Annotated in this window: 11 protein-coding genes; 4 read left to right on the forward strand and 7 right to left on the reverse strand. The window is 70.4% G+C overall.

Features of this window, described 5'->3' with window-relative positions:
* The first annotated feature begins 144 nt into the window (after positions 1 to 144).
* A complete protein-coding gene (locus GEV43_RS27790) occupies positions 145 to 807 on the forward strand; it encodes a nitroreductase family protein (protein ID WP_160823225.1) in 663 nt (220 codons plus the stop codon).
* 18 nt (positions 808 to 825) lie between these two features.
* Here GEV43_RS27790 and GEV43_RS27795 read toward each other — a convergent pair whose 3' ends face one another.
* The 6 genes from GEV43_RS27795 to GEV43_RS27820 all read right to left on the reverse strand — a co-directional run bounded on the left by GEV43_RS27795 (position 826) and on the right by GEV43_RS27820 (position 6,246).
* Positions 826 to 1,455 (reverse strand): endonuclease, encoded by a 630-nt coding sequence (locus tag GEV43_RS27795; RefSeq protein ID WP_160823226.1) that lies wholly within the window; start codon positions 1,453 to 1,455, stop codon positions 826 to 828.
* Positions 1,456 to 1,532: 77 nt separating this feature from the next.
* Positions 1,533 to 2,231 carry a ribonuclease HII gene (locus GEV43_RS27800; protein WP_160824808.1) on the reverse strand — a complete coding sequence of 233 codons (699 nt, stop codon included), beginning with the start codon at positions 2,229 to 2,231 and terminating at the stop codon, positions 1,533 to 1,535.
* Positions 2,232 to 2,507: 276 nt separating this feature from the next.
* On the reverse strand, positions 2,508 to 3,113 hold the full coding sequence (locus GEV43_RS27805; protein ID WP_160823227.1) for a response regulator transcription factor: 606 nt from the start codon (positions 3,111 to 3,113) through the stop codon (positions 2,508 to 2,510).
* Positions 3,114 to 3,185: 72 nt separating this feature from the next.
* Complete coding sequence (locus GEV43_RS55205; RefSeq protein WP_160823228.1) at positions 3,186 to 4,445, reverse strand: sensor histidine kinase; 1,260 nt, start codon at positions 4,443 to 4,445, stop codon at positions 3,186 to 3,188.
* 98 nt (positions 4,446 to 4,543) lie between these two features.
* A complete protein-coding gene (locus tag GEV43_RS27815; protein ID WP_160823229.1) occupies positions 4,544 to 5,272 on the reverse strand; it encodes an ABC transporter permease in 729 nt (242 codons plus the stop codon).
* A complete protein-coding gene (locus GEV43_RS27820) occupies positions 5,269 to 6,246 on the reverse strand; it encodes an ABC transporter ATP-binding protein (RefSeq protein ID WP_160823230.1) in 978 nt (325 codons plus the stop codon). Before GEV43_RS27820 ends, GEV43_RS27815 begins: the two co-directional genes overlap by 4 nt.
* 185 nt (positions 6,247 to 6,431) lie before the next feature.
* Here GEV43_RS27820 and GEV43_RS27825 point away from each other — a divergent pair, with 185 nt between their 5' ends.
* Entirely contained in the window at positions 6,432 to 9,113 is a 2,682-nt protein-coding gene (locus GEV43_RS27825; protein ID WP_241683062.1) for an AAA family ATPase, read from the forward strand.
* A gap of 78 nt (positions 9,114 to 9,191) precedes the next feature.
* On the forward strand, positions 9,192 to 10,277 hold the full coding sequence (locus tag GEV43_RS27830) for a winged helix DNA-binding domain-containing protein (RefSeq protein ID WP_160823231.1): 1,086 nt from the start codon (positions 9,192 to 9,194) through the stop codon (positions 10,275 to 10,277).
* A 65-nt stretch (positions 10,278 to 10,342) separates the two neighbouring features.
* On the opposite strand, the gene GEV43_RS27835 is transcribed toward GEV43_RS27830, so the two are convergent.
* The gene (locus GEV43_RS27835) at positions 10,343 to 11,233 is read right to left on the reverse strand and encodes a helix-turn-helix domain-containing protein (RefSeq protein WP_160823232.1); all 891 of its coding nucleotides are present in this window, start codon (positions 11,231 to 11,233) and stop codon (positions 10,343 to 10,345) included.
* Positions 11,234 to 11,376: 143 nt separating this feature from the next.
* Here GEV43_RS27835 and GEV43_RS27840 point away from each other — a divergent pair, with 143 nt between their 5' ends.
* Complete coding sequence (locus GEV43_RS27840) at positions 11,377 to 12,795, forward strand: MFS transporter (protein WP_175250146.1); 1,419 nt, start codon at positions 11,377 to 11,379, stop codon at positions 12,793 to 12,795.
* The last annotated feature ends 75 nt before the right edge of the window (positions 12,796 to 12,870 follow it).

Genomic DNA, 12,870 nt, shown 5'->3' on the forward strand with positions numbered 1-12,870 from the left:
TGAACATGCCTTCACCAGAACGCCCCGTGCCGAGAAACCGGACGTGCGCGGGGCGTTCCGGTGTAGTTCTGCGGTATCCGGCCGGGATCGTTGGCTGTTCCTGCTCCTTGTCCCCATGCTGAGGCGCACGGTAGGAACGGTCGCATGAGCACTCAGTACTCGTACCCGGTCGTTCCCGCGCCCCATTTCGATGTGCCCGGAGACGAGGCGGTCGCGCGCGCCCGCGCGTTCGCCGACACCATGACGCTGCGCCGGACCGTGCGCGACTTCGCGAGCACGCCTGTGCCGCATGAGGCGATCGAGCACGCGGTGAGGGCCGCCGCCACCGCTCCCAGCGGTGCGAACCTCCAACCGTGGCGCTTCGTGGTGATCACGGATCCGGAACGGAAGCGCCGACTGCGTGAGGCGGCCGAGGCGGAGGAGAAGGAGTTCTACGAACGTCGCGCTTCCGAAGAATGGCTGGAGGCTCTCGCGCCACTGGGAACGGACTGGCACAAGCCGTTCCTAGAGGAAGCGCCCGCTGTCATTGTTGTTTTCGAAGTGCACAAGGGCCCTTCCACGCCCCGCCCCTACTACGTGAAGGAGTCGGTGGGGATCGCCGTCGGATTCCTGCTCGCCGCCCTGCATCAGGCCGGTCTCGCCACCCTCACCCACACGCCGAGTCCGATGCGTTTCCTGAACGACGTCTGCGACCGCCCCCACGAAGAACGCGCTTACGTGGTGATTCCGGTCGGGTATCCGGCGGACGACGCGATGGTCCCGGACATCACGCGCAAGCCCGTTGACGAAGTCATCACCCGCCTCTAGAACCGGTCCCCTTCGGTCCTAGCTCTTGACGGAGTCCGCGAGCTTCTTGTCCCGCGCCACACGGACCAGCGCGGCCGCGAAGCGGGCCAGATCCTTGTCTGGGACCTCCGAGGCGAGCTTCTTCGTGTCGGTGGGCAGGCCGAGCCGCTCCGCCCCCTTGACGGCCTGACCGTCGATGTAGGGGCGGAGCCAGGGCCACATCGCCTGTGCCTCCCGGCAGAAGATGTCCACTCCCGTAGGGCCGATGCCCGGGAACTCCTGGAGCAGCTTCGACGCGTGCTTCACGTCCCGTTCGGCCTCCACGGGGAGGCGGCGCAGATCGCCTCCGTACTTGTCCTGGACCTGTTCCGCCATGTCGCCCAGCCGGGACGAGGTGCTCTCGTCGTACCGGACGTAGTGGCCGCGCCCGAGGGCGTCCACGCGTTCCTGCCAGGTGAGCTTGCTCATCCCGCGCGCGGTGCCGCCTCCCGCCTCGAAGAGCTCCTTGGCCGCGGCCATCGCGATGTCCGACGAGATCCTGGCGCTGAGCAGGTTCGCGAGCACCAGCAGCTTGAACAGGGCCGCCGGCTGGTCCTTCAGCGGAATCCCCGTTTCCTCGGCGTAGGTCTGGCCGGCCTCGCGCAAGAGCCTCTTGACGACGGTGTCCATGGCAAATACCTCCTGTGTCCGGCGGCGTACCCAGGAAGGCCCGGATGACTCCCCGCCGGGGAGGGCTTGCCCTGAGGCTAGAGGAGGCTGAGCTGGCCTTCTCCCGCCATGGGGTCCCGATGCTTCTTCAAGTGCCGCCAGCGGGGGAGTGCGTCCAGGTACGACCAGGAAAGGCGGTGATGCGGAGTGGGCCCGTGCTCCTCAAGGGCTTTCTGATGCGCGGGAGAGGGATATCCGGCGCTGTCGGCGAATCCGTACGCCGGGAAGTCCGGAGCCAGGTCGGCCATCAACCGGTCTCGGTGCACCTTCGCCAGGACGGAGGCCGCGGCGACCGTCACGGACCTTTGGTCGGCCTTGACCTCGCAGCGGACGCGCCACGGGGTTCGCAGGAAATCATGGCCGCCGTCCAGGATCACTACGTCCGGCGGTTCGGGAAGCGCCTCAAGCGCGCGTACGGCCGCGCGGCGCAGTGCGGCCGTCATGCCCAGTTCGTCGATCTCCTCGGGGGACGCCGCACCGATCGCGTGGGAATCGAGCCAGCCCGGGAGGATCTCCGCGAACGACTCCCTGTGGGCCTCCGTCAGCAGCTTGGAATCGGTGAGGGCTATGGTCCGCTTCCCCCGACCGGGGAGCACGGGAGGAGGACTGAGGTCCGTAATGGCCGCGCAGACGACGACCGGCCCTGCCCAGGCTCCACGGCCGACCTCATCCACTCCCGCGATACGGACGGCCCGGGTTTCCGCGCGTTCTCCGGATCCACCGTCCACGAGAGCCATGCCCCTGCGCAGCTCGTCCTCGATCGCGTAGCCGGCGATGCGCGGGAGGCCCGAAGCTGCTGATTCGGCGGTTTCGGCGTCCAGTCCAGGGAGGGCGCCGGTCGGATCGGTCAAGAAGGCTCCTGTACGAAGGCCGCTCTCACGCCGCCCCGAGGCGGCCCGAGGCGGCTCGGCTGGTCGTCCACAGCGCTGACCCTTCCGATCGTAGAGCGCTGCCATGGGTGCTGCCGCGCGGGCGCGCGGGGACGCGTCCCAGCCTCGAAGGGGCCCCGCGGGTCAGAGCCAGCCGTTGTGGCGGGCGGTGCCGACGGCCTCGATGCGGTTGCGGGTGCCGGTCTTGCCGATGGCCGCTGACAGGTAGTTGCGGACGGTGCTCTCGGAAAGGTGAAGGCGTGCCGCGATGTCGGCGACCGTGGACCCGTCGGCCGCCGCCGAGAGGACGTCGCGTTCCCGGTCCGTCAGGGGATTCGGGCCGACTGACAGCGCCGCCGTCGCGAGGGTGGGGTCGACCACCTGTTCCCCGGCGAGCACGCGGCGGATCGCTTCGACCAGATCCTCGATCGGACCGTCCTTGACCAGGAAGCCGCTGGCGCCGGCCTCCATCGCGCGCCGGAGATAGCCGGGCCGCCCGAACGTCGTCACGATCAGGACCTTGCAGGAAGGCAGTTGCTCGCGGAGATCGGCGGCCACGTCCAAACCGCTGCGGCCGGGCATCTCGATGTCGAGCACCGCGACGTCGGGGCGCGTGCGCAGGGCCGTCTCCAGCGCCTCGGTGCCCTCACCGACCTGCGCGACCACTTCGACGTCCTCTTCCAGGCCGAGCAGCAACGCCAGCGCTCCGCGCATCATGCCCTGGTCCTCGGCGAGCAGAACTCTGATCACGTTCCCCCTCCCTGGCTCATTCTCCCCGTCCGCAGTACATCTCGGCCTCCCGGCCTGCGGCGTTCTCGCGCATCATGCGGCGGGTCCGAGCGGAACCGTGACCGTCAACACGAAGCCGCCGCCCGAATCGGGCCCGGCCTCAACGGTGCCGTCGGCGGCCTCCATGCGTTCGGCGAGGCCCCGCAGACCGTGACCGCCTGGTCCGAGGGAAAGCCCCCGCCCGGCCACGTCAGGGGCGTGGGAGTTCTGTTCAGCGGACGACGGCGTGGCGTGTTGTTCCCCCGGCCCGTCGTCGCGGATCTCCAGAACGGCGCGGTCGCCGTCGTGGCGCACCAGGATTTCGCAGTGCCGGGCGCCGCTGTGCCGGATCACGTTGGTGACCCCCTCCCGTACGGCCCATCCGAGCAGGGCGTCGGGCTCGGGGGAGAGGGACGGCCCCGCGCGTCGCACCGTGGCGTCGATACCGGAATCCGCGAGCGCGGTCCGTGCGGCGTCGATCTCGGACGAGAGGCCGCGGCCCCGATAACCGCTCACGGCCTGGCGAACCTCCGTCAGCGCCTCACGCCCTACGGTTTCGATGTCGGCGGCTTGCTCGGCGGCGGTTTTCGGGTCGCGTTCCGCTAGGCGCCGTACGGCCTGGGCCTTGACCACCATGAGCGACAGTGTGTGCCCGAGCAGGTCGTGCAGATCGCGGGAGAACCGGAGACGTTCCTGGGCGACGGCCGCGTGGGCGAGTTCCTCCCGGGCCTGGCGCAGCATGCCGATGACCAGGAAGAGCCGCATGATGATGGCGCTGACCAGGCCGGCGGTCACCGTTCCGTACCAGATGCCCAGGATGGACCCGGTGTCACTGCCGGTGGACCAGCCGACCAGGGCCGACAGCAGCGAAACGCCGCCGATCCCGAAGAGCATGGTGAACTCCGGCCCTTCCCCGGACCGGGACAGGTGCCCGACCACCACTCCGGCGGACAGTCCCAGCAGCGGGAAGGCCGTGAACCATCGGCCGTCGAAGGCGATGGTGCCCACGGTGGTGAGCACGGCCTGCACCACGACCAGCGCGATCGGTACGCCGATCCGGTAGCGGGCGTTGAAAGTCGTCACCACGGCGGCGATGTAGACCGCCGCCAAGGCGGCGAGCAAGGGGCCGGCCAGCCATGTCGGGTCGCTGCGCCCCTGGAGCACGTCGATCAGCGGCCAGATCAGCACGATCGCCCAGAAGGCGAACGACTGGGGACCCGGACCGTTGCGGTCGATGGTCTCCAGATCAAGGCGTGGTCGCCGCCGCCCCGGGTCTTTCCCGGTATCGCTCACCTGCTGGTTCACCTCACTCACGGACTACACCGTACGTGTGCGCAGGGGCCCTCTCCGCACGCCCCCGCGGGGTCGGGCCCGCGCGGGCGCGTGCGGAAAGGGCCCCGGTTCTGGGCTCGTCACGCGGTACGAGCCGAGCGCCGGTAACCGTAGACCGCGAAGGCCACGAACAGGGCGGCCCAGCCCGCGAGGACCGCGACGCCGAGGAGCGTCGGGGCGTGCCCGTCGGTGATCCGCCAGGACAACTCGCCGTAGCGGTTGATGGGGGTCGCCTTGGCCACGTTCGTCAGCCATCCCGGGAACGTGGAGATCGGCACCCACAGCCCGCCCAGGAGCGACAGGCCCATGTAGCAGACCAGACCGGCCATCTGCGCCTGCTGCGCCGTCAGGAGGTATCCGAGGCCGATGCCGAGCACGGCGATGGGGGCGATGCCCAACCACAGCAGTCCCACCACGGCCGCCCACCGGCCGGCCCCTAGCGAAACCCCGTTCACCAGGCCCCCGGCCAGAGAGACCGCGAGGATCGGAGGCAGTGTGACCACCATCGCGCAGAGGGTCCGTCCGATGACGACGTTGACCGGCCGCAGCGGCAGCAGCCGAAGTTGCCGGATCCAGCCGAGCGGCTTGTCCTCCGCGATGGACACGCCGTTGCCCATGACGGCTCCGATGGCGCCGAACCCGGCCATGCCCACCATCGAGTAGGCCGCGGCCCCATCGCTCCCTTGCCGACCCAGATCCAGATTGGTGAAGACCAGGTACATCACCAGGGGAGAGATGAGGCTCATCACCAGATAGCCGGGGTCGCGCAGGAGGCGCACCATTTCCAGGCGTACGTAGGCCAGCGTCATCGGTTCTCTCCAGCGCTCGTCAGGTTGTCGCGAGTGCTCGTCAGGGCGAGGAAGGCTTCTTCCAGGCCCGCACCCGTCACTTCTAGGTTGCGGACGTGGCCAGCCTTGGCGAGGGCTAGGACCGTCGCGTCGGAATCGGTGGTGTGGAGTCGCGCGCGCGTACCCCGGACCTCCGTGCTGGCGACGCCCGGCAGGCCGCCCAGCGAGTCGAACGTCACCGCCGCCGGAGCGTCGAGGTCGAAGCTGACCGTCCGGCCGGGCACCCGCTGCTTGATCTGCTCGCTCGTCCCGTCGGCGATGACGCGACCCCTGTCGACGACCACGATCCGGTCCGCGTAGTCGTCCGCCTCGTCCAGGTAGTGGGTCGAGAACAGGACGGTGCTGCCGCCTTCCGCGTACGCGCGGATGCTCGTCCACAGGCCACGCCGGGATTCGATGTCCAGGCCGGTGGTCGGCTCGTCCAGCACGATGAGCTCTGGAGCGCCGGCGACCGCGAGGGCGAAGCGAACACGCTGCGCCTGCCCGCCCGACAGCCCGTTGGCGCGACGTCCCGCCAACTCGGTGATCCGCGCCGTTTCCAGCAGATCGTCTAGGGACGGGACCGCGGTGGCCTGCGACGGCTGGTTGCCGCGCTTCGCCGCGTAGGAGCGGCGTACGAACCCGACCAGTTCCCGTACCGTCACCCCCGGGATGAGTCGGCCGCTCTGCGGCATCGCGCCGATGCGTCCGTCCCGGACGGCGCGTTCGGGAGCGCCGCCGAACACCGTCACGCTGCCGGAGTCCGCCTCGACCAGTCCCAGCAGCATCCCGATGGTGGTGGACTTCCCTGCGCCGTTCGGGCCGAGCAGGGCGACCGTCCTCCCGCGCGCGAGGCGGAGATCCAAACCGTTCACAGCACGCACCGGCCCATAACTTTTCGTCACGCCGTCGAAGACCACCGCGTCGTTCGGCGGCACCGGATTCCTGTTCGCCATGCCGACAACGCTAGGAATCGGGCCGCTTCCCCCGGCAGAGCCAGGCATCCACTCCTGGGCAGTACAAATGTCCCGGTCCACGGGGGAACGGCCACTGACGATCTTTGCGCGCGCGCCACGCCGGGGGCCAACGAACCGGACGCCGGGAGTGCCCTTCGGCCGGGACCTACGCTTTACTCGATTTAATGGCTTCGTACGGCAGGAGGTCCCGTTCTCGCCCCGCGGTGGGCACCGCGGCGCGGGATCTTTTCGAGCGCCTGCGGTCGCGCTACTTCCAGATTCCGCCCGGCCTGCGCTTCCTGGGCGGCGTTCTGCTGGTCGCGGTGGCGCTGTCCGCAATGGTGGTCCTGAACGGACCGGTGCTCGGCACCGCCGCGTTCGCGGTGATCCTGCTGATCGTCGTGCACCTCACGCTGCGCTCGCCCGCGGGGATGGCGGTCGTCTCGGTCATCGTCGGCTGGATGGCGGTGTCGGTCCCCCTGGGCCACCTGTTTCCCGGACACCGCCACCCCCCGTACCTGACGCCCGCACTGCTGCTCGCCCTGCTGGCCCTGCCCGTGGCGTTCGTCGCGCTACGGCTCCGCGGGTACGCGCCGTGGCGTACGGCGGTACTCGCTCTGGGAGCCGCGGGCGTGGCGACGGCCGCCGCCGCGCATCCGCTTCCGGAGCTGAACGTCGGCCCCGCATGGGGAGCGGCCCTTGTCGTGCTCGCCTACCGCTGGAACCAGGCCCGGCGCAGCGTGCCCGCCGAGGCGTACGAGACGGGCTGGGTGCAGGAGCAGGCCAGTCCCAAGGGAGACACCACCGGGCCGCCCCGCAAACCCCCGTCCGACCGTGGACGCCGAGACCGAAAAGGCGGAGGCGGCTTCAAGCCGGGGCCGCGCCCCGATCCCAACGGAGACGGCCCCCGCAAGGACGGTCCGCGCGGTGGCGGGCCGACTGCCGTCGGCGGCGGTCCCGCAGGGGACACGGGCGGCGGAACGGCCGGTGACGACCGCGCGGGCGCGGCGGGAGTCCCGGTGGCGACCCAGGCCGCCTACGAGCAGCTCGCCGCGGCCCAGGCGGCCGATGTCGCGACCGTCGTCGAAGACCCCGAGACCGGGGACGCCCGGTCACCGGAGGAGGAACCCGAGATCTCAGTCGCCGACGCCCTCGCCGAACTGGAGGCCATGATCGGGCTGGAGCCGGTGAAACGCCAGGTCCGCTCGATCGCCGCCTCCATCGAGGCCGCGCATCTGCGCGCCGCCGCCGGCGTGCCCACCGAGAAGCCCATGCGGCACTTCGTGTTCGTCGGCCCGCCCGGCACCGGCAAGACCACCGTCGCACGCGTCCTCGCAAAGATCTTCTACGCGTTCGGGCTGCTCCCCGCCCCCACGGTGGTCGAGGCGCACCGCGCCGACCTGGTGGGGGAGTTCCTCGGCGCCACCGCCATCAAGACCAACCAGCTCGTCGACTCCGCGCTCGGCGGGATACTGTTCATCGACGAGGCGTACGGCCTGGTCAACGCGGCGGAGGGCCAGCCCGACCGGTTCGGCAACGAGGCCGTGCAGGCGCTGCTCAAACGCGCGGAGGACGACCGCGACAACCTCGTCATCATCCTCGCCGGCTACGAGGCGCAGATGGCGGAGTTCCTGGACTCCAACCCTGGGCTCGCCTCACGGTTCGGCACGCGCGTGCACTTCCCGTCGTACCGTCCGCGGGAACTGCTCCAGATCGCCGACTACCACACCGGCCTCCGGGAGGACCGCCTCGACGAGGAGGCCCGCCGTACGCTCGCGGTCCGCTTCGAGGAGGTTGAACGGCGCGGCATCGTGGACGAGCTCGGCAACGGCCGTTTCGTGCGGTCCTTGACCGAAGCCGCCGCACGCGCGCGGGACATGCGCGTGGTCGGCGCGGACGATCCCGTACGGGAGGGTCACCATCCGACGGCGGACGACCTCGTCACGCTGCGCGCGGAGGACGTCGACTCCGCGTTCGCGGAGGTCACCGAGAGGTTCCGCGGGTACGCGGACACACCGACCCTGGACGAGGCGCTCGGCTCCCTCGACGCGATGATCGGGCTGGAGCCGGTGAAACGGCAGGTCCGCGAGATCGCCGCGCAGCTCCAGGTCGCGAAGATGCGCCACGACCAAGGGCTCGTCACACGCCCGCCCATGCGGCACTTCGTGTTCACCGGACCGCCCGGCACCGGGAAGACCACGGTCGCGCGCGTGCTCGGCCGCATCTTCGCCGCGTACGGCCTGCTCGCGCGCCCCGAGGTGGTGGAGGCCCAGCGCGCGGACCTGGTGGGCGAGCATCTCGGCGCCACCGCGCTCAAGACCAACAAGGTGGTCGATTCGGCGCTCGGCGGAGTGCTGTTCGTGGACGAGGCGTACGCGTTGAGCAACCCGGGCTACTCCGGCGGCGACGCGTTCGGCGCCGAGGCCGTGCAGGTGCTCCTGAAACGCGCCGAGGACGACCGGGATCGCCTCGTTGTCGTCTTGGCGGGCTACGAGGCCGACATGGACCGTTTCCTGTCCTCCAACCCGGGTCTGGCCTCCCGCTTCGACGTACGGGTCGATTTCCCGTCGTACGGCCCGGACGAACTGCTCCGCATCGCGCAGCTCATCGCCGAGCACGACGGCGACCAGTGGGAGGAACGGGCTCTGGACGATCTGGCCCTCGTGTTCCAGCGCGCGTGCGGAACAGGCCGGATCGACGAGCTCGGCAACGGCCGTTTCGCGCGTTCCCTCTACGAGAAGGCGTGCGCGTACCGCGCTCTGCGCGCCGCGGAACTGGGATCCGCCGCGACCGCCGCAGACCTCACCGTCCTCACCGCGGAGGACGTCCGCGACGCGTTCGCGGACCTGGCGCACCGCCTCGCCTGACCGGCGCCGCGCGGATCGGCACGCAATGCCGACCTGCGAGGACGAGTCCTGTCGGTGGCGTGCGATGTAATCAGGCGTATGGAATCGATCTCCTGGGCGAGGGCGCTCGCGTGGCGGTCGCGGCGGCAGTTCATCGACCCCGCCGGCGACGCCGCGGCGACCGGGATCGCCCGGCGGCTGGCCGGGATCCAGGCGCAGGTCGCCTCGTCCGCCGAGCTGGCGGTCGCGGTCAGGCAGGAGAGGCCCGTCCCCGGGGAGGTCCCGCGCGCGCTGTGGGAGGAACGCTCGCTGGTCAAGACCTGGGCGATGCGCGGCACGCTGCACCTGCTGCCCGCCGACGAGGCGGCGGCCTATCTCGCGCTGTGCGCGACGGTCCGCAACTGGGAGAAACCGAGCTGGCAGAAGAACTTCGGCGCCACCCCGGCCGACCTGGAGGCGATCGCCGCCGCCACTACCGGCGCGCTCGCGGACAGAGCGGCGCTCACACGGGAGGAACTCGCAACGGCCATCCTGGACGAGACCGGGTCCACCCGTCTGGCCGGGATGCTCGGCTCCGGCTGGGGCGTTCTGCTCAAGCCCCTCGCCTGGTGGGGAGTGCTCTGCCACGGACCGTCCCAGGGGACGAAGGTCACATTCACCGCACCGTCCACCTGGTTGAGCGGCTGGAAGGGCATACCTGAGGTCGAGGACGCCGCGCGCATCGTGATCCGGGCGTTCCTGGGGGCTCACGGGCCCGCGACTCCAGAGATGTTCGACAACTGGCTGATGCGCAAGCTGAGCCGGAAGCGCGACGTGAAGGACTGGTTCGCCGCCGTTGAGGACGACCTCGCCCTGGTCGACGTCGAGGGCGTGCCCATGTGGGTGCTGGCGGAGCATCTCGACGAGTTGCTCTCCACGGAGCCAACGCGTTCGGTACGGCTGCTGGGGGCGTTTGATCAGTACGTCCTCGGCGCCGGTACGAGCGCGGCCTATCTGATCCCTGCCGAACGACGGGCGGAGGTCAGCCGCAAGGCGGGCTGGATCTCCCCGGTCGTTCTCTACGAGGGACGCGTCGCGGGCGTCTGGGAGCCCGTCGGCGACGACATCGCCGTGACCACGTTCGAAGACGTCCCGCCCGGACTTCTGGCCGCGGAGACGGATCGTCTACGGGCTCTCCTCGCCTGACCCGCTCGGGCCTCTGCAATTCCGCCCGGCGGATGACGTACGAGCCCTGTACCGCCCCCTGAGAGTCACGAATCGCAGGGATGCCGACCGCGTTCCGGGGCAGGAACGCCTCCCGCGGTGGCCGTCGCGAGGAGGCGCAGGGCCGCTTCGGACGGCGAGCCGTGCTCGGCCGTGTAGGTGACGACCCGGTGTTCCGGATGGTCCGGGAGTTGCAGGGGCTGCTGCGTGAGCGTCAGCGTCCCGACGAGGGGATGACGGTAGTCGCGGGTAGCGTGGCCGCACACGCTCACCTGGTAGGCGCTCCAGAGAGCCGCGAAATCCGGGCTCTTGACGATGAGTTCGCCGATCAGGGCGGTCAGCCGGGCGTCGTCCGGGTGACGTGCGGCGGTGACACGGAGGTGCGACACGATCTCCTGCGCCTTGTGCCTCCAGTCGGCGAACAGCTCGCGCATGTGAGGGTCGAGGAACACCATCGTCGCCAGGTTGGGCCGGCCGGAAGCCTTCTCGGGAGCGCTGTACGGCTCATGCCCGGCGAGAAGGGCGTGACCAAGGCGGTTCCAGGCGAGGATGTCGTTCCGGCGTCCCAGCACGATCGCGGGCACGTCGGGCATGGCGTCGAGGAGCTGCCGCAGCCCAGGGCCGAGCCGTTCGGGCGGAGGTCTGCGAGGGGCGGGCCGGGACGGACGGGCCAGCTCGCGCAGATGCCCCCGCTCGTTGTCGGAGAGGCGGAGCGCGTCCGCCAGAGCGTCGAGGACGGCGTCCGAGGCGTTCTTGCTCTGCCCCTGTTCCAGGCGCGTGTAGTACTGGATGCTCACCCCGGCGAGCTGCGCCAGCTCCTCCCGGCGGAGACCGGGCACCCTGCGGCGCGCCCCGTACGCGACGAGGCCGACGTCCTCCGGTTGCAGACGCGCCCTACGTGACCTCAGGAAATCCCCGAGATCTGCGTGCCGTTCCATGACATCCAGTATGTCCGGCGGAGCCGCATGGTTCCTGTCCCTGGGAGTGGTACCAATCGGCGGGGTCTGGGCAGGGAGCCGAGGGACTTCGAGGGTTTTCCGTGGACGGCGGGCAGTCCGCCGTCGGAAACGGAAGGCGCATCTTGTCCCTCACCACCCGCGCACGCGCTGAGGAGGCGCGGCTGTCCGCGCGCCACCGACTGCTGCTGGTGCTGTTGCTCGGCGCGCAGTTCGTCCTGGCAGTCGACTTCTCGATCCTGAACGTCGCCCTCCCCGCCCTCGGTGACGGCCTGGGGTTCTCCCTCGGAGGATTGCAGTGGGTGGCGACCGCGTTCGCCCTTCCGGCCGCGGGCTTCACGCTGCTCGCCGGCAGGATCGCCGACCTGTTCGGTCGCCGCCTGCTGTTCGTGACCGGACTGGTGCTGCTGGCCGCCGGTTCCGTCGTCGGGGGCCTCGCGAACGGGCCCGGCGTCCTTCTCACGGGCCGCGTACTGCAAGGTCTGGCCACAGCGGTCGCCACACCGGCCGCGCTGTCACTGCTGACGACATCGTTCCCGGAAGGACCTCTACGACAGCGGGCGCTGGGGCTGAACGGGGCGTTGATGTCGGCCGGTTTCGCCAGTGGGGCGTTCTTCGGCGGCATCCTCACGGAACTGCTGTCGTGGAGGTGGGCGTTCCTGGTCAACGCCCCTGTCGCGGTCGTGCTGCTCGCCGCGACCCCCGCACTCGTGCGTGGGGACCGGCGCGACCGCGACGTCCGCCTCGACATCCCGGGAGCGGTCACGGTCACCGCGGGCCTCCTCGCGCTCGTGTACGGCGTCACAGAGGCCGGACAGGCGGGCTGGGAAGACCCGACCGCCCTCGGGCTCGTGGCGGCCGGTCTCGTCCTTCTGGGCGCGTTCGGAGCCATCGAGGCGAAGGTGGGGGAGCCGCTCGCCTCCCCGCGCGTGCTCGCGCGGCGCACCGTCGGCTGGGGCAACTTCGGCGGCCTGTTCGTCGTCGCCATGCAGACGTCCGTGATCTTCCTGCTCACGCTGTACCTGCAAGACGTCCTCGGCTACTCGCCGTTCGCCACCGGACTGGTGTTCGGGGTCCCGGGCGCCGTCGCCGCGGCGGCCGGATTCTTCGCTCCGCGATGGATCGGCCGTGTCGGCGCCCATGCCGGACTGGCCGGCAGCCTGGCGCTCATGGCCGCCGCCAACGGAACGCTCCTGTTCCTCGGCACGGACCGCATGTGGGTGGTCCTGGTGCTGATCGCGGGCGCGGCGGGCATCATCGGCAACATCTACGGCATCGTCGCCTACACCCTGACCGCGACGTCGGGGCTTCCCGATCACGAGCAAGGGCTGGCGACCGGGCTGACCACGATGACGATGCAGATCGGCATGACCCTGGGCATCCCGCTCATCAGCGCAGTCGCGAACGCGCGCACGGGAGCGTCCCGTTCCCCCGGTGCGATCGTGGACGGTCTCCGTGTCGCGATCGGCGTTGACGTCGCCCTCACCTGCGCCGCCGCTCTTCTCGTAGCGCTGTTCCTCATGCGCCCCGCGCACGCCCGGTGATTTCCCAGCGTGCGTCAGCTATCGGCGTTGCGGCGGAGGAACGCGACCTCGGTCCCCCTGACCGCGCCCTGTCCA

Origin of the sequence: Actinomadura sp. J1-007, from assembly GCF_009793335.1 — a bacterium.
GTDB lineage: Bacteria > Actinomycetota > Actinomycetes > Streptosporangiales > Streptosporangiaceae > Spirillospora > Spirillospora yumaensis.

Excerpts from the sequence above, each read along its gene's own strand:
- GEV43_RS27790 (WP_160823225.1), top strand. The coding sequence starts at position 145 with ATGAGCACTCAGTACTCGTACCCGGTCGTTCCCGCGCCCCATTTCGAT.
- GEV43_RS27800 (WP_160824808.1), bottom strand. The coding sequence starts at position 2,231 with ATGGCTCTCGTGGACGGTGGATCCGGAGAACGCGCGGAAACCCGGGCC.
- GEV43_RS27830 (WP_160823231.1), top strand. The coding sequence starts at position 9,192 with ATGGAATCGATCTCCTGGGCGAGGGCGCTCGCGTGGCGGTCGCGGCGG.
- GEV43_RS27795 (WP_160823226.1), bottom strand. The coding sequence starts at position 1,455 with ATGGACACCGTCGTCAAGAGGCTCTTGCGCGAGGCCGGCCAGACCTAC.
- GEV43_RS27825 (WP_241683062.1), top strand. The coding sequence starts at position 6,432 with ATGGCTTCGTACGGCAGGAGGTCCCGTTCTCGCCCCGCGGTGGGCACC.
- GEV43_RS27815 (WP_160823229.1), bottom strand. The coding sequence starts at position 5,272 with ATGACGCTGGCCTACGTACGCCTGGAAATGGTGCGCCTCCTGCGCGAC.
- GEV43_RS27835 (WP_160823232.1), bottom strand. The coding sequence starts at position 11,233 with ATGGAACGGCACGCAGATCTCGGGGATTTCCTGAGGTCACGTAGGGCG.
- GEV43_RS27820 (WP_160823230.1), bottom strand. The coding sequence starts at position 6,246 with ATGGCGAACAGGAATCCGGTGCCGCCGAACGACGCGGTGGTCTTCGAC.